This is a genomic window from Ideonella benzenivorans (assembly GCF_020387415.1).
GTDB classification, from domain to species: Bacteria; Pseudomonadota; Gammaproteobacteria; order Burkholderiales; family Burkholderiaceae_C; genus Ideonella; species Ideonella benzenivorans.
In genome coordinates this window covers 494,724-515,511 of sequence record NZ_JAGWCB010000012.1, presented here as the reverse complement: position 1 = coordinate 515,511, position 20,788 = coordinate 494,724, and the positions used below count along the sequence as shown (strand labels likewise).

At 66.4% G+C, this 20,788-nt stretch carries 18 protein-coding genes and 1 tRNA gene; 15 read left to right on the top strand and 4 right to left on the bottom strand.

Annotated elements, in window-relative coordinates; all coding sequences use genetic code 11:
* The first annotated feature begins 36 nt into the window (after positions 1-36).
* A tRNA-His gene (locus tag KGA65_RS15150) sits at positions 37-112 on the top strand.
* A gap of 84 nt (positions 113-196) precedes the next feature.
* Here KGA65_RS15150 and KGA65_RS15145 read toward each other — a convergent pair.
* Together KGA65_RS15145 and KGA65_RS15140 are read right to left on the bottom strand one after the other, a co-directional pair.
* Positions 197-2,443 (bottom strand): sensor histidine kinase, encoded by a 2,247-nt coding sequence (locus tag KGA65_RS15145; protein ID WP_225863941.1) that lies wholly within the window; start codon positions 2,441-2,443, stop codon positions 197-199.
* A gap of 15 nt (positions 2,444-2,458) precedes the next feature.
* Positions 2,459-3,214, bottom strand: coding sequence for a LuxR C-terminal-related transcriptional regulator (locus tag KGA65_RS15140; protein WP_225863940.1), 756 nt, complete (start codon positions 3,212-3,214; stop codon positions 2,459-2,461).
* 140 nt (positions 3,215-3,354) lie between these two features.
* Here KGA65_RS15140 and surE point away from each other — a divergent pair, with 140 nt between their 5' ends.
* The 4 genes from surE (at position 3,355) to rlmD (ending at position 7,282) form a co-directional block, all read left to right on the top strand.
* Positions 3,355-4,137 carry a 5'/3'-nucleotidase SurE gene (gene surE, locus KGA65_RS15135; RefSeq protein ID WP_225863939.1) on the top strand — a complete coding sequence of 261 codons (783 nt, stop codon included), beginning with the start codon at positions 3,355-3,357 and terminating at the stop codon, positions 4,135-4,137.
* The gene (locus tag KGA65_RS15130; protein WP_225863938.1) at positions 4,134-4,964 is read left to right on the top strand and encodes a protein-L-isoaspartate(D-aspartate) O-methyltransferase; all 831 of its coding nucleotides are present in this window, start codon (positions 4,134-4,136) and stop codon (positions 4,962-4,964) included. Before surE ends, KGA65_RS15130 begins: the two co-directional genes overlap by 4 nt.
* A 21-nt stretch (positions 4,965-4,985) precedes the next feature.
* Complete coding sequence (locus KGA65_RS15125; RefSeq protein WP_225863937.1) at positions 4,986-5,837, top strand: peptidoglycan DD-metalloendopeptidase family protein; 852 nt, start codon at positions 4,986-4,988, stop codon at positions 5,835-5,837.
* Between the two features lie 83 nt (positions 5,838-5,920).
* Complete coding sequence (gene rlmD, locus KGA65_RS15120; RefSeq protein WP_225863936.1) at positions 5,921-7,282, top strand: 23S rRNA (uracil(1939)-C(5))-methyltransferase RlmD; 1,362 nt, start codon at positions 5,921-5,923, stop codon at positions 7,280-7,282.
* 64 nt (positions 7,283-7,346) lie between these two features.
* Here the strand turns inward: rlmD and KGA65_RS15115 are convergent, their stop codons facing one another.
* Positions 7,347-8,042 (bottom strand): Bax inhibitor-1/YccA family protein, encoded by a 696-nt coding sequence (locus tag KGA65_RS15115; protein WP_225863935.1) that lies wholly within the window; start codon positions 8,040-8,042, stop codon positions 7,347-7,349.
* 233 nt (positions 8,043-8,275) lie between these two features.
* Between KGA65_RS15115 and KGA65_RS15110 the strand changes: the two genes are divergently transcribed.
* The 7 genes from KGA65_RS15110 to KGA65_RS15080 all read left to right on the top strand — a co-directional run bounded on the left by KGA65_RS15110 (position 8,276) and on the right by KGA65_RS15080 (position 16,559).
* Positions 8,276-8,680, top strand: a complete 405-nt coding sequence (locus KGA65_RS15110) for a post-PEP-CTERM-1 domain-containing protein (protein WP_225863934.1) — start codon at positions 8,276-8,278, stop codon at positions 8,678-8,680.
* Positions 8,673-10,121, top strand: a complete 1,449-nt coding sequence (locus KGA65_RS15105) for a PA domain-containing protein (RefSeq protein WP_225863933.1) — start codon at positions 8,673-8,675, stop codon at positions 10,119-10,121. The genes KGA65_RS15110 and KGA65_RS15105 overlap by 8 nt, the downstream gene beginning before the upstream one ends.
* A 282-nt stretch (positions 10,122-10,403) precedes the next feature.
* On the top strand, positions 10,404-11,576 hold the full coding sequence (carA, locus tag KGA65_RS15100; protein WP_225863932.1) for a glutamine-hydrolyzing carbamoyl-phosphate synthase small subunit: 1,173 nt from the start codon (positions 10,404-10,406) through the stop codon (positions 11,574-11,576).
* A 24-nt stretch (positions 11,577-11,600) separates the two neighbouring features.
* On the top strand, positions 11,601-12,230 hold the full coding sequence (gene leuE, locus KGA65_RS15095; RefSeq protein WP_225863931.1) for a leucine efflux protein LeuE: 630 nt from the start codon (positions 11,601-11,603) through the stop codon (positions 12,228-12,230).
* A gap of 23 nt (positions 12,231-12,253) precedes the next feature.
* Positions 12,254-15,508, top strand: a complete 3,255-nt coding sequence (gene carB / locus KGA65_RS15090) for a carbamoyl-phosphate synthase large subunit (RefSeq protein ID WP_225863930.1) — start codon at positions 12,254-12,256, stop codon at positions 15,506-15,508.
* A 131-nt stretch (positions 15,509-15,639) separates the two neighbouring features.
* A complete protein-coding gene (gene greA, locus KGA65_RS15085; protein ID WP_225863929.1) occupies positions 15,640-16,116 on the top strand; it encodes a transcription elongation factor GreA in 477 nt (158 codons plus the stop codon).
* Positions 16,117-16,124: 8 nt separating this feature from the next.
* Entirely contained in the window at positions 16,125-16,559 is a 435-nt protein-coding gene (locus tag KGA65_RS15080; RefSeq protein ID WP_225863928.1) for a DUF4149 domain-containing protein, read from the top strand.
* Positions 16,560-16,583: 24 nt separating this feature from the next.
* Here the strand turns inward: KGA65_RS15080 and KGA65_RS15075 are convergent, their stop codons facing one another.
* Positions 16,584-17,063, bottom strand: coding sequence for a YhbY family RNA-binding protein (locus tag KGA65_RS15075; RefSeq protein ID WP_225863927.1), 480 nt, complete (start codon positions 17,061-17,063; stop codon positions 16,584-16,586).
* A 20-nt stretch (positions 17,064-17,083) separates the two neighbouring features.
* Between KGA65_RS15075 and KGA65_RS15070 the strand changes: the two genes are divergently transcribed.
* The 3 genes from KGA65_RS15070 (at position 17,084) to folP (ending at position 20,762) form a co-directional block, all read left to right on the top strand.
* Positions 17,084-17,758, top strand: a complete 675-nt coding sequence (locus KGA65_RS15070; RefSeq protein ID WP_225863926.1) for an RlmE family RNA methyltransferase — start codon at positions 17,084-17,086, stop codon at positions 17,756-17,758.
* A gap of 159 nt (positions 17,759-17,917) precedes the next feature.
* Positions 17,918-19,822, top strand: a complete 1,905-nt coding sequence (gene ftsH, locus KGA65_RS15065) for an ATP-dependent zinc metalloprotease FtsH (protein WP_225863925.1) — start codon at positions 17,918-17,920, stop codon at positions 19,820-19,822.
* An 85-nt stretch (positions 19,823-19,907) separates the two neighbouring features.
* Positions 19,908-20,762, top strand: a complete 855-nt coding sequence (folP, locus tag KGA65_RS15060; protein ID WP_225863924.1) for a dihydropteroate synthase — start codon at positions 19,908-19,910, stop codon at positions 20,760-20,762.
* The last annotated feature ends 26 nt before the right edge of the window (positions 20,763-20,788 follow it).

Here is a 20,788-nt window from a genome sequence, read left to right as displayed (position 1 = left end):
ACGCTGAATTCAGGCTATAATGCGCAGCTTACGGCGGTGGCTGTAGCTCAGTTGGTAGAGTCCCAGATTGTGATTCTGGTTGTCGTGGGTTCGAGTCCCATCAGCCACCCCACCGAACACCGTAAAGAAAAGCCCTGAAGCGACCCTTCAGGGCTTTTTGCTTTTCTGCTGCCGGTGGGGTGTCCGTTTCAGGACCTCAGTTTTCAGGCACGGCCAGATGGGGAATCTGCACCTCGCAGATCGTGCCGTGCGGTTGCCGGGGGATCCAGCGCACCGTGCCGCCCAGGCTCTTGGCCCGTTTGCGTACGCCGCCCAGCCCCAGGCCGGCGGACCACTTGGTGGGCTCGGAGCCCACGCCGTCATCCTCCACCACGATGGTGAACGCACCCTGCCGCAGCTGGCAGCTGACATGCACCCGGCTGGCCTTGGCATGCGAGATCACATTGCTCACCAGCTCGCGCAGCACGCGGGTCAGGGCCGACCACTGCATCATCGTCAGCGTGATCTCCTGGTCGTATTCGGCCTCCCAGTCGAGCTGGCAGTGGACCGCGTCCAGCCGTTGTGCGATGTCGGTCTTCCACTCGGCCGAGGCCAGTGCCAGCGGGTGACTCTTGGCCGCCAGCCCGCGGGTCAGTGTCTTCAGGTCCTGCAGGGTGTGGCGGACGTACTCCTCCATCTCCGTGCTGGGCGCCTTGTACATCAGTGTCAGCAGCCGCGCGCCGATGTCGTCGTGCAGGTCCTGGGCGATCCGCACGCGTTCCTCGCTGCGCCCTCGCTCCACCGCTCGGTCGTGGGCCAGGGCCCGCATGAGTTGTTCGAGGATGCGATCGGCCAATCGGGCGTCGTCCTGGGCGAACAGGCGCTTGCCGCGCTCGGCGAAGCGCAGAACCACGGAGCCGCGCACCGCGGGTTCGTCGACGAGGTTGGGCAGAGGCACCACCAGGGCCGCGCCGTTGCCTGCCACCAGGCTTTGCTGGCTGCGGGTGCCGGTGCGCTGGGTTTCCAGTGGCTCGAACACGTTGCGCAGCAGTTCGATCATGCGGTCGGCGGCGCGCTCCGGCCGGGCTTCCACCTCACGGGCGATGCGGTAGAGGTGCTGGAAGACGCGTTCGGTGGTGAGGGCGCGCGCGCCCATCATCTGCCCCACCAGCCACTGCCGCAGCGCGGCATAAGCGCCCAGGGCCAGGAACAGGGAGAGGGTCAGCGAGGTGAACTGGCTGAACGAGAACACCGCGACGAACAGCAGGTCCACCGATGTGGCCACCGTGCTGATGCCGGCCAGCATTGCGAATTCGCGCATCACGTTCTGTGAACGCGACAGGAAGGGCACCAGCAGGATGACGGAGGCGAAGAAGACGCTCCAGATCACCGGCCCGACGGTGGCGACCGGCTGCACCTCCGGCGGCAGCATCGGCAGCACGGAAACGGCCAGGGTCAGCAGCACCAGGGTGGACAGCGTCACCGCGGCAAAGCGCCGGATCACCACGGCAAACGGGTGCGGTGCGCGGCGCTGAACCCAGGTCAGCAGTGCGATGCAGGCCAGGCCGTCGCCGATCAGCAGGCATTGGCTCCACCACCATTCGTGGGCCAGCTGTCCGTTGAAGGCCCGCACGGCAAACCACAGCGTGGCCCCCCAGGCCGCGGCGGCCACCCACTGGCGGCCGGGCATGCGCACCGGATGCAAGGTGGCCGCCTGCACGATGGCGGCTCCGGTCGCTGCATCCAGCAGGATCCGGATCAGGCTTTCATGCAGCACCAGGGCCGACGGCAGGGCCATGGCAGGCACGGCCCCGATGGCAGAGATCAGCAGCTGAGCGGCTTGCGCATAGGCCATCAGCGCATAGAGCAAATTGCGCAGGTTGGGCTGCACCAGTGGCACGATCCAGCCCACCAGGAACAGCACCACGGCAAAGGCGCTCATCAGCCAGAACATCGCGCCCAGGCTGGCATAGCCCCGGGGCTTGGGCGTCACGGAAACCTGGGTGTCGTCGCGAAAGCGCAGCGTGACCTGACCGGACTCCAGAGCGCGGGCGGCGGCCAGCCGCACCGCCATCATCTCTTGCCGGGCCGGGTCGTCGGTGATCCAGCGTGCCGAATGGGCGATGGCCAGCACCCCAAACGGCATGACCTGCCCGTCGGGGGTGACGATCGCCACCAGTTCCTTGCCCAGCGAGCCCTTCAACTCCGGCATGCTGGTGTCGGCCAGCTCCAGATAACCGTCGGCCGATGCCCGCCACTGCGCGGGCACATCCGGGTTATGGGCCAGGGCCCGGGCCAGCAGAAAGATCGTCAGGCAACCGACGATGGCGGCGACCAGCAGGGCTTGCCGCCGCCAGCCGATGCGCCGAATGCGCAGGTCGCCGGCTGTGTCCAGTGAGTCCAGATCCAGGAACTCGCCGCTGCCCGACGGCTGGTCAGCGGTGTCCGGCCAGGTGCGTGGCATGGGCGGGCCGCTGGGTCAGACCAGGCCCTGTTTGCTGGCCAGCACGGCTGCCTCGGCGCGGCTGGACACGTTGAGCTTGCGGTAGATGGACTTGATGTGGTCGTTCACGGTGAACCACTTGATGCCCATCAGGTTAGCGATTTCCTTGATCGTGAAGCCCTTGCTGAGGTAGGTCAGCACCTCGATCTCGCGCGGCGTGAGGTGGGGCATTTCCACCTGGCGCTCGATGGGCACGGGCGGCTTGCCGGCCTGGCTGTTGCTCGGCACGGTGGCATTGAAGGAGAGCGTCGGCGCGGGAGTCGCGTCCTGGGCGGCCGGCCCCGCCCCCAGACGGAAATGGGTCAACAACCGACGGGCGATGGCCGGCGACAAGGGGGGTTGGCCCAGCACGATCTTGCGCAATTCGTCGACCAGCACCTCGAAGCGATCTTCCTTCAGCAGGTAACCATCGGCACCGCATTGCAGCGCCGGGAACAGGTGCTCGTCGTCGGAATAGAGTGTGGTGACCACCTTGGTGGCCGGGTACTGCCGCAACTCGTTGAGCAACTCCAGGCCATTGCCATCGGGCAGTTCCAGGTCCAGCAGCATCAGCTTGAACGGGTCGGTGCCGTGCAGCCCACCAGGCCCGGTGAGGGCGATCTGGGCGCGGGCGGTTTCCAGGTCGCCCGCCTCGGTGATGCTGATCGGATCGCTGAAGCTCTCGCGCAGCACCCGCGACAGGAATTCACGGGCGACGGGATTGTCTTCGAGGATCAAGACCTTGACTGACATGGAGCGACCTTTACAACCTCAGGATACAGGGGGACCTGGAGGCCGATGCTAGCAGCACACTTCGTGCTGGCGGGCCTCTGTTCAAGGGGGCAGCAGATTCCGTGCCGGGGCGGCCCGACCCCTGCCTACAATCCGCCGACATGAGAATCCTGATTGCCAATGACGATGGCTACCTGGCGCCCGGGCTGGCGGCCCTGGTCCAGGCCTGCGAAGGCCTGGGGCAGATCGATGTGATCGCGCCGGAGCAGAACGCCAGTGGCACCTCGAATTCGCTCAGCCTGAACCGACCGCTGTCCGTCTACGAGGCCAGCGCCCCGGCCCAGAAGGGCTTCCGCTACGTCAATGGCACCCCGTCGGACAGCGTCCACATCGCGCTCACCGGCCTGCTGCCGCAGCGCCCGGATCTGGTGCTGTCAGGCATCAATCAGGGGGCGAACATGGGCGACGACACCCTCTATTCGGGCACGGTGGCGGCCGCGATGGAGGGCTATCTGTTCGGCGTGCCGGCCATCGCTTTCAGCCAGGTTGATCGGGGCTGGACCCATCTCGACGCGGCGGCCCGTGCGGCCCGCCGGGTCGTCGAGTCGGTGCTGCCGCTGCTGGCCGATCCCGCGGCCACGCGGCCCTGGCTGCTGAACGTCAACATTCCCAACCGCGCCGATGCGGATCGACTGCCCTGGGCCACCACCCGGCTCGGGCGTCGGCACGCCAGCTCGCCGGCCATCGCCCAGACCAATCCGCGCGGTGAACCTATCTACTGGATCGGCCCGGCGGGCGATGCGCGCGAGGCCGGCGAAGGCACCGACTTCCACGCGGTGACCCAGGGACAGGTGTCCATCACCCCCTTGCAGGTGGACCTGACCGATCACGCCCAGCTGCCCCGGTGGCAGGCCCGCTTGCACGGGCCGGGGGGCGGTGCATGAGCACGTCCTCCGACCGTCCCCGGGGCCGATTTCCGGCCAACCTGGCGGCCCCCGGTGCGGCGCCGGCCGTCGGTACCGCCCGCAAACCGGCCGAGCCTCTGCGGCCCCAGCGGCTGTTGGCCGAGGCCGTGCGCGATGCGCGGCGCCTCGCGCCACCTTCCGGCCTGGGGCTGGACAACCCGGCCATGCGCCAGCGCATGGTCGAGCGGCTGCGGCAGGACGGGGTGCGTTGCGAGGCGGTGCTGCAGGCCATGCTGACCGTGCCACGACACGGTTTCGTGGATTCCGCGCTGGCCGCACAGGCCTATGAGGACACCAGCCTGCCGATCGGGCTGGGGCAGACCATTTCCAAGCCCTCGGTGGTCGCCCGCATGATCGAATGGCTGTTTCTGGGGCAGTCCGCCCGGCAGGCCGGGCACCTGGGGCGGGTGCTGGAGATCGGCACCGGCTGCGGCTACCAGACGGCCCTGCTGGCGGCCATGGCGCGACAGGTGGTCTCCATGGAGCGCCTGCAGCCGCTGCATGAGCTGGCACGGCGCCAGCTGGCCGCGCATCACACGTCCCACATCCACTTGCTGCACGGTGACGGCATGCTGGGCCATCCGCCACGGGCCCCTTACGACAGCATCGTGGCGGCGGCCGGCGGCGAAGAGGTTCCCGCGGCCTGGCTGAACCAGTTGGCGGTGGGGGGGCGGCTGGTGGCACCAGCGCGCGCCCAGGATGGACGAGGGCAGGTGTTGGTCATCGTCGACCGCACCGAACAGGGCTACCTGCGGACCACGGGAGAGACGGTTCAGTTCGTCCCCTTAAAATCCGGAGCCTGTTGACCTCAGGGAAACGCACACACCATGACTTTGTTCCGTGGACATCGCAGGGCGGCCTGGGCCGGCCTGCTGCTGCTGGCCGTGCTGGCTGGCTGCGCCAGTCCCCAACACCAGGCCCCCGTGGAGGACCGCCCCACGGGGCGCGCCCGCACGGAGGCCAAACCTGCTGCGCCGGTGGAAGCCAAGCCGGGCACCTACATCGTGAAGCCGGGCGACACGCTGATGCGGATCGGGCTGGAGACCGGCCAGGCCTGGCGCGATCTGGCGCGTTGGAACAACATCGACAACGCCAACGTGATCGAGGTGGGGCAGGTGCTGCGGGTGGTGCCGCCGGGCGTGGAGCCGGGCGTGGCCTCGCCCAAGCCGGTGGCGAGCACCAAGGTGGAGAGCAAGCCGCTGGACAGCCGCCCGGTGGCCGCTTCGGCGGGCAGTTCGTCGTCGGCCGCCTCGGCTGCGTCGAGCGCTGCAGGCAAGGAGTCGACCAAGGACACCCCCAAGGAGGCGGACGACGACATCCGCTGGGGCTGGCCTTCGGCCGGTCCGGTGGTGGGCGGTTTCGACGAAAGCCGCAGCAAGGGCCTCTCGATCGGGGGCAAGGCCGGGGATCCGGTCTACGCCGCGGCCGATGGCCGGGTGGTCTACGCCGGCAACACGTTGCGCGGCTATGGCAACCTCATCATCATCAAGCACAACGCCAACTACCTGAGCGCCTACGCCCACAACCAGACTTTGCTGGTCAAGGAAGATCAGGCCGTGCGCAAGGGGCAGAAGATTGCCGAGATGGGGGCCAGCGATTCCGACAAGGTGCAGCTGCACTTCGAGATTCGCAAGCAGGGCAAGCCGCTGGATCCGGCCAGGCTGTTGCCGGCCCGCTGAGCGTTTCCCCAGCCCTCTGACAGCGGCCGCCTTCGGGCGGCCGCTGCTTTTTGGGGCGCATGCAACCCGGGATAATGCGCGCCATGACACAGAAGGATGAATGGCTGCGGATCGAGTCGCTGGACATGGAAGCCCAGGGCGTGGCCCGCAACAGCGAGGGCAAGGTCGTGTTCGTCGAGGGCGCCTTGCCGGGCGAGGAGGTGCAGGTTCAGGTGCTGCGGCGCAAGAACCAGTGGGAGCAGGCGAGCTATGTCGCGCTGCGCCATGAGAGCGCCCAGCGCGTCCGGCCGGGATGCCCGCATTTCGGCCTGCATGCGGGCGCCTGCGGCGGCTGCAAGATGCAGCATCTGGATCCCGCCGCCCAGGTGGCCATCAAACAGCGCGTGCTGGAGGACAACCTGGCCCATCTGGGCAAGGTGAAGCCCGAGCGCATGCTCCGGCCCATCGAAGGACCGGCCTGGGGGTACCGCTACCGTGCCCGTCTGTCGGTGCGCTATGTGGCCCGCAAGGAAACCGTGCTGGTTGGTTTCCATGAGCGCAAGTCGCGCTATGTGGCCGACATGAGCGTCTGCCGCGTCCTGCCCCGTCCGGTCAGCGATCTGTTGCTGCCGCTGCGCGCGCTGGTGGGGGGCATGCAGGCCCGGGACACGCTGCCGCAGATCGAGCTGGCCATCGGCGATGGCGTGACGGCCCTGGTGTTGCGCCATCTGGAGCCGCTGTCGGACGGGGATCTGGCCCAGCTGCGGGCCTTTGCCGCTCAGCATGGCGTGCAGTGGTGGTTGCAGCCCAAGGGGCCCGACACCGTGCATCTGCTGGATGCCGAGGGCCCCGAGCTGGCCTACACGCTGCCTGAGTTTGGCCTGCGCATGCCCTTCAAGCCGACCGACTTCACCCAGGTGAACCACCAGATCAACACGGTGCTGGTGGGGCGCGCCTTGCGCCTGCTGGAGGCGCGCCCGGACGAGCGGGTGATCGACTGGTTCTGCGGTCTGGGAAACTTCACCCTGCCAATCGCCACGCGGGCACGCGAGGTGTTGGGGGTGGAGGGCAGCGAGGCCCTGGTCGAACGTTCTCGCCAGAATGCCCGGCGCAACGGCCTGGAGGCGCGCACCTCATTCCAGGCCCGCAATCTCTTCGAGATGAGTCCGGAGGATCTGGTGGCGTTCGGTTCGGCCGACAAGTGGCTGGTGGACCCGCCGCGCGAAGGTGCGTTTGCGCTGGCCAAGGCCCTGGCCGACCTGCAGACCACACCGCTGCCGGGCTGGCAGCCGCCCCGACGCATCGTCTATGTCAGCTGCAACCCTGCCACCCTGGCGCGCGATGCCGGCTTGTTGGTTCACGTGGCGGGTTACCGTTGCGTGGCTGCCGGTGCGGTGAACATGTTTCCGCACACCGCGCACGTCGAGAGCATGGCGGTGTTTGAACGACCGGCCGAGGCGGTGTGAGAGCGTCGACCAGACGAAAAAAAGGGGCTCTACGGAGCCCCTTTTGTTGAAAGGATGGAGCCGCTTACTCGCGGTCGCCACCAAAGATGCCCAGCAGCATCAGCAGATTCTGGAAGATGTTGTACAGGTCCAGATAGATCGCCAGCGTGGCGGTGATGTAGTTGGTTTCGCCGCCATCGATCACGCGCTTGATGTCGAAGACCATGAAGGCCGAGAAGACGGCGATGCACAGCACCGAGAGGGTCAGCATCAACGCGCTGGATTGCATGAAGACATTGATGATCCCGGCGGCCAGGATGATCAGCGCACCGACCATCAGGAACTTGCCCATGCCCGACAGATCGCGCTTGATCGTCGAAGCCAGCGTGGCCATGCCCAGGAACACCACGGCCGTGCCGCCAAAGGCGGTCATGATCAGCGAGGCGCCGTTCGAGAAGCCCAGCACGAAGGCCAGCAGGCGCGACAGCATCAGGCCCATGAAGAACGTGAAGGCGAGCAGGAAGCCCACGCCAGCGGCACTGTTCTTCGTCTTCTCGATGGCGAACATCAGACCGAAGCTGCCCGCCAGGAACAGCACCAGGCTCATCACTGGCGACATGGCAGTGACCACGCCCGTGGCCACACCGAGCCACGCCCCCGCGACCGTGGGCAGCAGGGACAGGGCCAGCAGCCAATAGGTATTGCGCAGGACCCGCTGGCGCTGCGACGCCAGCGAGCCCGTGCCAGCATAGCCGGTATAGGTTTGCAGGCTTTCGTTCATGGAATCTCCAGTGAAATGGGTTGGACACGATCAACACGACCGTGTCTGCATATGACTTTGCCAACCGATTCTAGTTCCCTGAATCTCAGGCGGGCCGGAGGTGGGGGCCGCGGGATATCCCTGAACCGTCCCCCTAAATCAAAGCGCCTCAGAGGCATGGAATGCATTGAGTCCCATTTCTTCACCTCCTAGACTGGGTCGCTTTCAATGACATGACACACAGAGGAGTCTTGATGCGGATTCAACGAGCTTCCATGTGGCAGGGGGCGCTGGGCACCTGTCTGCTGGCGTTTGCGGCCGGGGCCGTGGCGCAGCCCGATGCAGAAGGGCTGCGGGTGGTGAAGGATCCGGTCACGGGTCAACTGCGGGCGCCGACGGCCGACGAGGCCAAGGCCCTGGAGGCCGCTGCGGCTGGCCAGGCCAGTCTGCGGGCCACGACGGGTGGCAAGTTGCTGCGTTCCAAGAAGTCGCCCGCCGCGCGCGGTGTGACCCTGGGGGCCGAGCACCTGTCCAATGTGCGCGTGGCGCGTGATGCGCAAGGGCAACTGGTCGAGGAATGTGTCGAGGGCGATGACGCCACGCTGGCGGCGCCTGCCGCCGTGTCGGCCGGTCAGCAAGGGGGAGCGGAAATTGAATAAGCGGTTCAACATGCGGGCGCTGGCCCTGCTCGGCTTGGGGTTGGGGTGTGCGCTGGGCGCGCAGGCGGCCAAGATCAAGATCCTCAACATCGACGGGCCGGGCGTCGGTTTCAACGATCCGACCCCGGTGGTGCCGGTGGGCGGCAACGACGGCACGACGCTGGGTCAGCAGCGCATGAACGTCTACCTGAATGTCGCCAAGAAGTGGTCCAAGCATCTGCCCGAGGGCGGCCCGGACATCCAGATCCAGGCCGATTGGCCGGCGTTGAGCTGCACCTCGACGAGCGCGACCCTGGGGTCGGCCGGTGCATACAGCGTGTGGCGTGATTTCCCGAATGCCCCGTATCCCACCACCTGGTATTCGGCGGCGCTGGCAAACACGCTGGCCGGAGCCGATCTGGACGAGGGCACTGCGCCTGAGATCAGTTCGCACTTCAACGTCAACCTGGGCCAGCCGGGCTGCCTGGATGGGACCCCGTTCTACCTCGGCCTGGATGGCAATGCGCCGGCCAACACCGTGAACTTCGCCGTCGTGCTGATGCACGAGGTGGGTCATGGCCTGGGCTTCCAGGCGCTGACCAACGGCAGCAACGGGGCTCGCATCAGCGATGGCACCAATGCCTATCCGTCCCAGTGGGAACGGATGATGTATGACAACACGGCCGGCAAGACCTGGTTCGAGATGTCCGCCCTGGAGCGCAAGGCCTCGGCGATCAACCCACGCAACCTGGTCTGGACGGGCGCGAACGTCTCGGCGGCCGTGCCGACGGTGCTCAACAAGGGCACACCCGAGCTGCTGATCAAGTCCACCGAAAACCCGGCGATCGTCGGCACCTACGTCGTCGGGCCCGCCAGCTTTGGTCCGTCCCTGTCCACGCGCGTCAAGGCGCCGGTGGGTCGGGTGATCGACCAAGCGGACGGTGTCACCGGTCTGGCCTGCGACCCGCTGAATGCGGCCAATGCCGCGTTGGTGAGTGGTCGCATCGCGCTGGTGGACCGTGGCACTTGCTCCTTCACGATCAAGGTGAAGAATGCCCAGGATGCCGGTGCCGTGGGGGTGATCGTGGCGGACAACACCGCGGGTGGCCCGCCGGCTTCGCTGGGCGGCGCGGATGAGACCATCACCATCCCGTCGGTGCGCATCACGCAGGCTGATGGGGCGGCGCTCAAGGCCGTGCTGACCGGTGACATGCGCACCAGCGACAACGTGAAGGCCATCCTGCACGTCAACAAGGACCAATACGCCGGTGCCGATCTGGCAGGCCGCGCGCTGCTGTACACGCCCAATCCGTACCAATCGGGTTCGTCCGTGTCGCATTGGGACACGATCGCGACGCGCAATCTGCTGATGGAGCCGGCGATCAACAGCGACCTGCCGGTCTACCGTGTGACGCCGCCGAAGGATTTGACCCTGCCGCTGCTGCAGGACATCGGCTGGTGATGCCCACGATTCCGCGCCACGGCGTGGAATCGTTCGGTGCATGGGCGCTGCCTTCTGGGCCAGCGCCCTTTTTTTTGCCGGGCGTGACGCGGTCGCAAGGCAGGGGGTGCCTCCGATGTCAGGCTTGGGCTACAATAAGCAGGTTTACCCCAAAACAAAGCCGCCCAGCGAAACTCCGTTTCCGACCTGTCCTTGCCGAGTCCGAAGCAGCCATGGCGCCCTCAGGCGTCTTCCTGGCGCGGTTCGGGTCACGGGCTGGGTGCGCGAATACCGGAGTTCCCCTTGCTGCCCGTCCTGCCCCCCGCAATCCTTGCACTTGCAGACGGCACGGTCTTTTCCGGCACCTCGATCGGCGCAGCCGGTCTGACGGTCGGTGAAGTGGTGTTCAACACCGCGCTCACCGGCTACCAAGAAATCCTCACCGACCCGAGCTACAGCCGGCAGATCGTGACCCTCACGTATCCGCACATCGGCAACTACGGCGTCAACGATGAGGATGTCGAGGCGTCCCGAGTCCATGCCGCTGGTCTGATCATCAAGGACCTGCCTGTCCGTCTCTCCAACTTCCGGGCCACCCGCTCGCTGCCCGACTACCTGGCGGCCGAAGGGACGGTGGCGATCGCCGGCATCGACACCCGACGCCTGACCCGGGTGCTGCGCACGACCGGTGCCCAGAACGGCTGCATCATGACCTTCGAGGCAGGCTATCAGGTGACGCCGGCCGACATCAAGGCGGCCATTGCCCAGGCCCAGGCCGCCCCCAGCATGGCCGGCCAGGATCTGGCCCGGGTGGTGACCACGGCCCAGTCCTATGCCTGGACCGAGACCGAATGGCGCCTGGCTGGCGAAGATGGTCAGCCCGGTTACGGTACGCAGACCCAGCCCCGCTTCCATGTGGTGGCCTATGACTTCGGCGTGAAGCGCAACATCCTGCGCATGCTGGCTGAGCGCGGCTGCCGTGTGACGGTGGTGCCGGCCCAGACGCCGGCAGCCGAGGTGCTGCAGCATCAGCCCGATGGGGTCTTCCTGTCCAATGGCCCCGGCGACCCGCAGCCTTGCGACTATGCGATTGCCGCGGCCCGCGAACTGATCGAGACCGGTGTGCCGACCTTCGGCATTTGTCTGGGGCACCAGATCATGGCGCTGGCCTCCGGGGCCAAGACCTTCAAGATGAAGTTCGGTCACCATGGCGCCAACCACCCAGTCAAGGATCTGGACAGCGGCCGCGTGTCGATCACCAGCCAGAACCATGGTTTTGCGGTGGACGCCGAGACGCTGCCGGCCAACCTGCGGGCCACACACGTGAGCCTGTTCGACGGCACGCTGCAGGGCCTGGCCCGCACGGACAAGCCGGCGTTCTGCTTCCAGGGCCATCCGGAAGCCTCGCCAGGGCCGCATGACATCGGCTACCTGTTCGACCGCTTCATCGCCTTGATAGAGCAGAAGACCGCCTGAGGAGACTGAAGGACAGACGACACCATGTTCGGCATCACCGATCCCCTGACCTACGTGCTGGGCGTGATCTTCATCATCCTGCTGCCGGGGCCCAACTCGCTCTACGTGCTGTCCGTCGCCACCCGCCAGGGCCTGCGCGCAGGCTTCGCCGGGGCGGCGGGGGTCTTCCTGGGGGACTGGGTGCTGATGGGGTTGACGATCGCCGGCGCCGCCTCGCTGCTGAAGTCCGCGCCGGCTCTGTTCCTGGTGATCAAGTCGGTTGGCGCGGCCTACCTGTGCTGGATGGGGTTGCAGTTGCTGCGCTCCGCCTGGCGTCCCAGTGGGGAGGCCTGCGAACCGGTGGCCGAGGCGGGGCACCCGTTCCGTCGGGCCCTGGTGATCAGCCTGCTCAACCCCAAGGCCATCCTGTTCTACCTGTCCTTCTTCCTCCAGTTCGCCGATCCCACTTACCCGCGCCATGCGCTGACCTTCCTGGTGCTGGGGGCGATCCTGCAATTCTTCAGCGTCCTCTATCTGACGGCGCTGATCCTGGTCGGTGCCCGCCTGGCGGCCGCCTTCCGCTCCCACCGCCGTGTCGCCAGCGTGACCCGCGGCAGCGTGGGGACCCTGTTCCTCGGCTTTGGCGCCAAGCTCGCCACCGCCAGCCTCGGTTGAGGCCAGACCCGACCTGACAAGCCATGCCAAAACGTACAGATCTCAAGAGCATTCTCATCATCGGCGCCGGCCCGATCATCATCGGCCAGGCCTGCGAGTTCGACTACTCGGGCGCCCAGGCCTGCAAGGCCCTGCGTGAGGAGGGCTACAAGGTCATCCTGGTCAACTCCAACCCGGCGACCATCATGACCGACCCGGCCACGGCCGACGTCACCTACATTGAGCCGATCACCTGGCAGGTGGTCGAGAAGATCATCGCCAAGGAGCGGCCCAGCGCCATCCTGCCGACCATGGGGGGGCAGACCGCGCTGAACTGCGCGCTGGACCTGCACAAGCATGGCGTGCTGGCCAAGTACGGCGTGGAGATGATCGGTGCCAACGAGCATGCAATCGAGAAGGCCGAAGACCGCCTGAAGTTCAAGGACGCGATGACCAAGATCGGGCTGGGCTCGGCCAAGTCCGGCATCGCGCACACGATGGAAGAGGCCTGGGCGGTGCAGAAGCGCATCCAGGCCGAGATCGGCGGCAGTGGCTTCCCGATGGTGATCCGTCCCAGCTTCACGCTGGGGGGCACCGGCGGTGGCATCGCCTACAACCCCGAAGAGTTCGAGGAGATCTGCAAGCGCGGTCTGGACCTCTCGCCGACCAACGAGCTGCTGATCGAGGAGTCGCTGATCGGCTGGAAGGAATACGAGATGGAGGTCGTCCGCGACAAGGCGGACAACTGCATCATCGTCTGCTCCATCGAGAACCTGGACCCGATGGGCGTGCACACTGGCGACTCCATCACCGTTGCGCCGGCCCAGACGCTGACCGACAAGGAATACCAGGTGATGCGCGATGCCTCGATCGCGATCCTGCGGGAGATTGGCGTCGACACCGGCGGCTCGAACGTGCAGTTCTCGGTCAACCCCGAGACCGGCCGCCTGATCGTGATCGAGATGAACCCGCGCGTGTCGCGTTCCTCGGCGCTGGCCTCCAAGGCCACCGGCTTCCCGATCGCCAAGATCGCCGCCAAGCTGGCCGTGGGCTACACGCTCGATGAGCTGAAGAACGACATCACCGGCGGCGTGACCCCGGCCTCGTTCGAGCCCTCGATCGACTACGTCGTCACCAAGATCCCGCGCTTCGCGTTCGAGAAGTTCCCGGCCGCCGATCCGCACCTGACCACCCAGATGAAGTCGGTGGGCGAGGTGATGGCGATCGGCCGGACCTTCCAGGAGTCGTTCCAGAAGGCCTTGCGCGGTCTGGAAACCGGCATCGACGGCCTGTCCGAGCGTTCGACCGACCGTGAGGAAATCATCGAAGAGATCGGCGAGCCGGGGCCGGAGCGCATCCTGTTCGTGGCCGACGCCTTCCGTCTGGGCATGACGCTCGATGAGATCCACGAGGAAACGGCGATCGACCCCTGGTTCCTGGCCCAGCTCGAGCAGATCATCCAGACCGAGCAGGCCCTGGACGGCCGCGTGCTGGACAGCCTGAACCGCGACGAGATGTTCTTCTTGAAGCAGAAGGGCTTCTCCGACAAGCGCCTGGCCAAGCTGCTGGCCACCGACCAGTACGCCGTGCGGGCCAAGCGCCATGCGCTGGGCGTGCGCCCGGTCTACAAGCGGGTGGACACCTGCGCGGGTGAGTTCGCCACACAGACGGCCTACATGTACTCCACCTATGACGAGGAGTGCGAGGCCGCCCCGTCCAGCAAGAAGAAGATCATGGTGCTGGGCGGCGGCCCGAACCGGATCGGCCAGGGCATCGAGTTCGACTACTGCTGCGTGCACGCGGCGCTGGCGATGCGCGAGGACGGGTACGAGACCATCATGGTCAACTGCAACCCGGAAACCGTCTCGACCGACTACGACACCTCCGACCGCCTGTACTTCGAGCCGGTGACGCTGGAAGATGTGCTGGAGATCGTCGACAAGGAACAGCCCACCGGTGTGATCGTCCAGTACGGCGGCCAGACCCCGCTGAAGCTGGCGCTGGATCTGGAGCGGGCCGGCGTGCCCATCATCGGCACCTCGCCGGACAGCATCGACATCGCCGAAGACCGCGAGCGCTTCCAGCATCTGCTGCAGAACCTGGGCCTGAAGCAGCCGCCCAACCGCACCGCGCGCACCGAAGAGGCGGCGCTGGTGCTGGCCAAGGAAATCGGCTACCCGCTGGTGGTGCGTCCGTCCTATGTGCTGGGCGGCCGGGCGATGGAAATCGTGCACGGAGACAAGGACCTGGAGCGCTATATGCGCGAGGCCGTGCGGGTGTCCGAGAAGTCGCCCGTGCTGCTGGACCGCTTCCTGGACGACGCGATCGAGGTCGACGTGGACTGCATCTCCGACGGTGAGTCGGTGATGATCGGCGGCATCATGGAGCACATCGAACAGGCGGGCGTCCACTCGGGCGACTCGGCCTGCTCGCTGCCGCCGTACTCGCTGCCGGCGGCCCTGCAGGACGAGCTGCGCCGCCAGACCGCGGCGATGGCCAAGGCACTGAAGGTCATCGGCCTGATGAACGTGCAGTTCGCGATCCAGGGCGAGGGTGACGAAGCCGTCGTCTACGTGCTGGAAGTGAACCCGCGCGCTTCGCGCACGGTGCCCTTCGTCTCCAAGGCCACGGGCCAGCAACTGGCCAAGATCGCGGCCCGTTGCATGGCCGGCCAGAAGCTGCCGGACCAGAAGGGCCTGCACGGTCAGCCGCCGCGCGAGGTGGTGCCGGCCTACTTCAGCGTCAAGGAAGCCGTCTTCCCGTTCAACAAGTTCCCCGGCGTGGACCCGATCCTGGGCCCGGAAATGCGCTCGACCGGCGAGGTGATGGGCGTGGCCCGCAGCTTCGGCGAGGCGATGCTCAAGAGCCAGCTGGGCGCGGGCAGCCGCCTGCCCAGCAAGGGCACGGTGGTGATCTCGGTGAAGAACAAGGAAAAGGACCGCGCGGTGAAGATCGCCAGCGAACTGGTCAACCTGGGCTTCAACGTGGTGGCCACCAAGGGCACGGCCGCGGCCATCGCAGCAGCGGGCATCCCGGTCAAGGTGGTCAACAAGGTCAAGGATGGCCGGCCGCACATCGCCGACATGATCAAGGCGGGCGAAATCCAGCTGGTGTTCACGACGGTGGATGAAACCCGCACGGCGATCGCGGATTCCCGCTACATCCGCACCGCGGCCTTGGCCAACCGGGTGACCTACTACACCACGATGGCCGGCTGTGAGGCCGCTACCGAGGCCATCAAGCACGGCAGCGACCTGCAGGTGCTGGCGCTGCAGGAGCTGCACGCCTCGCTGGCCTGATCCCTTCAGGCAAACCCGCCCGTTCGCGGGCGGGTTGTGTTCTAGAATTCATCCACCCTATCCGCCGCTCGCGCGTTGCCGTTTTGGCCCGCGCCGCGGCGGATTCGTTTTGTCTGCCAAGGAGTGCCAGGATGGCTACCATTCCCCTGACCAAGCGTGGTGCGGAAAAGCTCAAGGAAGAGCTGCAACGGCTCAAGACCGTCGAGCGTCAGGCCGTGATCCAGGCGATCGCCGAAGCGCGTGCGCAAGGCGATCTGTCCGAAAATGCCGAGTACGAGGCCGCGAAGGACAAGCAGGGCTTCATCGAAGGCCGCATCCTTGAGATCGAAGGCAAGCTGGCCGCAGCCCAGGTGATCGACCCGTCGTCGCTGGACGCTGGCGGCCGGGTCGTGTTCGGCTCGACGGTCGACCTCGAGGACGAGGACAGCGGTGCGTCGGTGACCTACCAGATCGTCGGCGACGACGAGGCCGACCTCAAGCACGGCCTGATCTCGATCAGCTCCCCCATCGCACGGGCCCTGATCGGCAAGGAGGTGGGCGACGTGGCCGAGGTGAACGCGCCCGGTGGATTGCGCCACTACGAAATCGTCGGCGTGCGTTACCTGTGAACCCGCTGGTGTCCCGTAGCCTGAGGCTGCTTCCGGCACTGTGGCTGGGGGTGCTGCTGTGCATCGCGGGTTTGGCCACGCCAGCACCGTTTGCGGTGCTGGACCGGGCCACTGCGGGCCATGTGGTGGCTTACATCTTCGCGCGGGAGGCGCCGCTCAGCCTGCTGGCCGGCATCCTGCTGCTGTTGGCCGCACGGCAGGTGGCGGCGCAGGGGGCCGAGCAAGGCGTTGGCTCGCGTTTCAGCGCCGACATGCTGCTGGCGCTGGGCACCTTGGCCTGTACGGTGGTGGGGTACTACGCGCTGCAGCCGCTGATGGCGGCAGCCCGCCAGGGGCAGGGCACGCTCAGCTTCGGCCAGTTGCACGGCATCAGCTTTGGCCTGTTCGGCCTGAAGATGCTGCTGGTGGCCGCACTGGCCTGGCGCGCTGCGCGCCAGGGGTGAGTGCGAGAAACGCGCGCGTTCCGTTCAGTCCTGGCTCTGGGCGCGCTTCTTGGCGCTGACGTTGCGCTTCTTGGCCCGCTTGATCGAGCCGCCGGCGGTGACCCGCTGGTTGCCGAACACCTGGACTTTCTTGATCGTCGGGCGCCCCGTGCCGTTGCTGGAGAATTTGACCAACTTCACCGTACGGGGGCCGGGCATCCGGTCGTCGCGCTCGGCAGAGGCCTTGGGCGGCAGAGGGCGCCACAGCACCAGCAGCTTGCCGATGTGCTGCACAGGGGCGGCATTCAGCTCGTCAGCCAGCTTTTCCAGCATGGCTTCGCGGGCGGACCGGTCATCCGAGAACACCCGCACCTTGATCAGCCCATGGGCTTTGAGGGCGGCATCGGTTTCCTTCACGATGGCCGGAGTCAGGCCGTCGGCACCGATCATCACGACCGGGTCGAGGTGGTGGGCTTCGCCGCGTTTTTCCTTGCGGATCGCTGGCGTCAATTGAATCGCAGGCATCGCCGTATTATCCCTTCAACATGAAGACACAGACCAAGAGCAAGAAGGTCAACAAGGCGTGGTTGCATGACCACGTCACGGATCCCTACGTCCGGATGGCCCAGAAAGAGGGCTACCGGGCCCGTGCGGCCTACAAGCTCAAGGAACTGGACGAGGCCTTCCATCTCATCCGGCCCGGGCAGGTGGTGGTTGATCTGGGGGCGGCGCCGGGCGCGTGGAGCCAGTATCTGCGCCGCCGTTTCGCCCCCAAGCAGGCCGGCGCCGGGGGCGCGGCGGTGGGCGAGCTGGACGGCACCATCATCGCACTGGATCTGCTGGATTTCGAGCCGATCGAAGGAGTGGCCTTCATCCAGGGCGATTTCCGGGAGGAGGAGGTGCTGCGGCAGCTTGAGGCGATGCTGGACGGACGTCCGGTGGACGTGGTGGTGTCGGACATGGCACCGAACCTGTCGGGCATCTCCAGCGCGGATGCCGCCCGCATCGAACATCTGGTGGAACTGGCGATCGATTTCTCAGCTCAGCACCTGCGTCCGGAAGGGGCCCTGGTGGCCAAGGTGTTTCATGGCGCGGGGTACGATCCACTGGTGCAGCGTTTCCGGGAGACGTTCCGTGTGGTCAAGGTGCACAAGCCCAAGTCGTCCCGGGACAAATCCTCGGAAACCTTTCTGGTCGGCATGGGACTCAAGAAACGCTGAGTCCGGGTCGATGTTCCTGGTCAAGCACGGGATTGTGCTCAGGTCAAGAGGCCGCGCCTCTTGAACGGACTAGAATCGGCCTCATCTACAACGGTGTGACAACCGTGCCAAACGACATGACGGGCGGCAGCGCGCAATGGATCTTCTGAAGGAGCCGCGGTGAACAATCAATGGATTTCCAAGATCGCCGTTTGGTTGGTGATCGCCCTGGTGCTTTTCACCGTGTTCAAGCAGTTCGACCGGGTCTCCGTCCAGGGACAGCAGGTCGGCTACTCGGAGTTCCTGCAGGAAGTCCGCGACAAGCACATCAAGAGCGTGACCATCCAGGATGGGATGGGCAGCATCGACATCACGGCCGTCACCACCGATGGCAACAAGATCCGCACCACCGGCACGTTGCTGGACCGGGGCCTGACCGGTGACCTGATCAACAACGGCGTCAAGTTCGACGTGCGCCCCCGTGAGGAGCCCTCGCTGTTGACCAGCCTGCTGGTCTCCTGGGGGCCGATGCTGCTGCTGATCGGCGTCTGGATCTACTTCATGCGTCAGATGCAGGGGGGCGGCAAGGGCGGGGCCTTCAGCTTTGGCAAGTCCAAGGCCCGCATGCTGGACGAGGCCAACAACTCGACCACCTTCGCTGACGTCGCCGGCTGCGACGAGGCCAAGGAAGAGGTTAAGGAACTGGTCGATTTTCTGAAGGACCCGCAGAAGTTCCAGAAGCTGGGCGGCCGCATCCCGCGTGGCGTGCTGCTGGTCGGCCCTCCGGGCACCGGCAAGACGCTGCTGGCCAAGGCCATCGCTGGCGAAGCCAAGGTGCCGTTCTTCAGCATCTCGGGCTCTGACTTCGTGGAAATGTTCGTCGGCGTGGGCGCGGCCCGCGTGCGCGACATGTTCGAGCAGGCCAAGAAGAGCGCGCCGTGCATCATCTTCGTCGACGAAATCGACGCCGTCGGTCGCCACCGTGGTGCCGGTCTGGGCGGCGGCAACGACGAGCGCGAGCAGACCCTCAACCAGATGCTGGTCGAGATGGACGGCTTCGAAACCAACCTGGGCGTGATCGTGATGGCGGCCACCAACCGGCCTGACATCCTGGATCCGGCCCTGCTGCGCCCGGGGCGCTTCGACCGCCAGGTCTACGTGACCCTGCCCGATGTGCGGGGCCGCGAGCAGATCCTGAATGTGCACATGCGCAAGGTGCCGGTCGGTCAGGACATCCGGGCCGACATCCTGGCCCGTGGCACGCCGGGGTTCTCCGGCGCGGATCTGGCCAATCTGGTCAATGAGGCGGCTTTGTTTGCCGCCCGGCGCAACGGCCGCGTGGTCGAGATGATCGACTTCGAGCGGGCCAAGGACAAGATCATGATGGGCCCGGAACGCAAGTCCATGGTCATGCCCGAGGACGAGCGACGCAACACCGCCTACCACGAGGCGGGCCATGCCCTGGTGGCACGGCTGCTGCCCAAGACCGACCCGGTGCACAAGGTCACGGTCATTCCGCGCGGCCGGGCGCTGGGCGTGACGATGCAGCTGCCCGAAGGCGACCGCTACAGCATGGACAAGGAGCGCATGCTCTCGACCATCTCGGTGCTCTTCGGTGGCCGCATCGCCGAAGAGGTGTTCATGCACCAGATGACCACCGGCGCCAGCAACGACTTCGAGCGGGCCACGCAGATCGCCCGGGACATGGTCACCCGCTATGGCATGACCGATGAGCTGGGGCCGATGGTCTATGCCGAGAACGAGGGCGAGGTGTTCCTTGGCCGTTCGGTGACCAAGACCACCACGATGTCCGAAGAGACGATGCGCAAGGTGGATCAGGAGATCCGCAAGATCATCGACGAGCAGTACGCTGCGGCGCGTCAGCTGATCGAGGACAACCAGGACAAGATGCACGCGATGGCCAAGGCCTTGTTGGAGTGGGAAACCATCGACAGCGACCAGATCGAGGACATCATGGGTGGCAAGCCGCCGCGGCCGCCCAAGGACTGGACACCCAACAGCAACAAGACTGGCAGCGGCCCGACCCCGCCAGTCAACACCGATGGCGCACCGGCTGCTGCCTGACCGTCCGCTGTGCTGATGCGACAACGGGGCCCTTGGGCCCCGTTGCCTGTTTCTGTTCCCAAGGTTTCTTTTCCCGAGCCTTCTGATGTTCTGGCAGACCGCCCGCTTTCTGATCGATCTGCGCCAGCCGCGCGTGATGGGTATCGTCAACGCAACCCCGGATTCTTTTTCCGATGGGGGACAGTTCTTCCGCCCGGAAGATGCCTGTGCCCGTTGCGACGCGTTGCTGACCGAAGGGGTGGACATCCTGGACATTGGTGGGGAGTCGACCCGCCCGGGCTCGGTGTCGCCCCATTGGCGCGACGAGGTGGCCCGTGTGCTGCCGGTGGTGCGGCATGCGGTGACGCTGGGGGTGCCGGTGTCGGTGGACACGAGTCAGCCTGAGGTGATGGCCGAGGTGCTGGCGGCTGGGGCGGACATCATCAACGATGTGCGGTCCCTGGACCGGCCGGGCGCACTGGCGGTGGTGGCCGAGGCTGGGCAGGCCGGGGTCTGCCTGATGCACCGCCAGGGCGAGCCTGCCACGATGCAGGCCGCCCCGCACTATGACGACGTGGTGGCCGATGTTGCGGCGGATCTGGCTCGGCGCCTCGCGACGTTGGTGGCCGCCGGCGTGGCCGCGGATCGCATCGCCCTGGACCCTGGCTATGGCTTTGGCAAGACCGATGTGCACAACCTGACCCTGCTGCGGCATCAGGCGCAGCTGCTGGTGCTGGGGCGGCCGCTGCTGGTGGGCTGGTCGCGCAAGCGCACGCTGGGCAACCTCACCGGGCGAGCGGTGGACCAGCGGCTGGCTGCCAGCGTGGCGGCAGCCCTCGCCTCCGTGGTGAACGGGGCGCAGGTGGTGCGGGTGCACGATGTGGCGGCCACCGTGGATGCGCTGAAGGTCTGGCGGGCGGCTGGCATGCCGGGCTGCGTCGGGGCCGACACCATCGTCTGAGCCTTCTTTCCCTTCTTTTCGTTTCG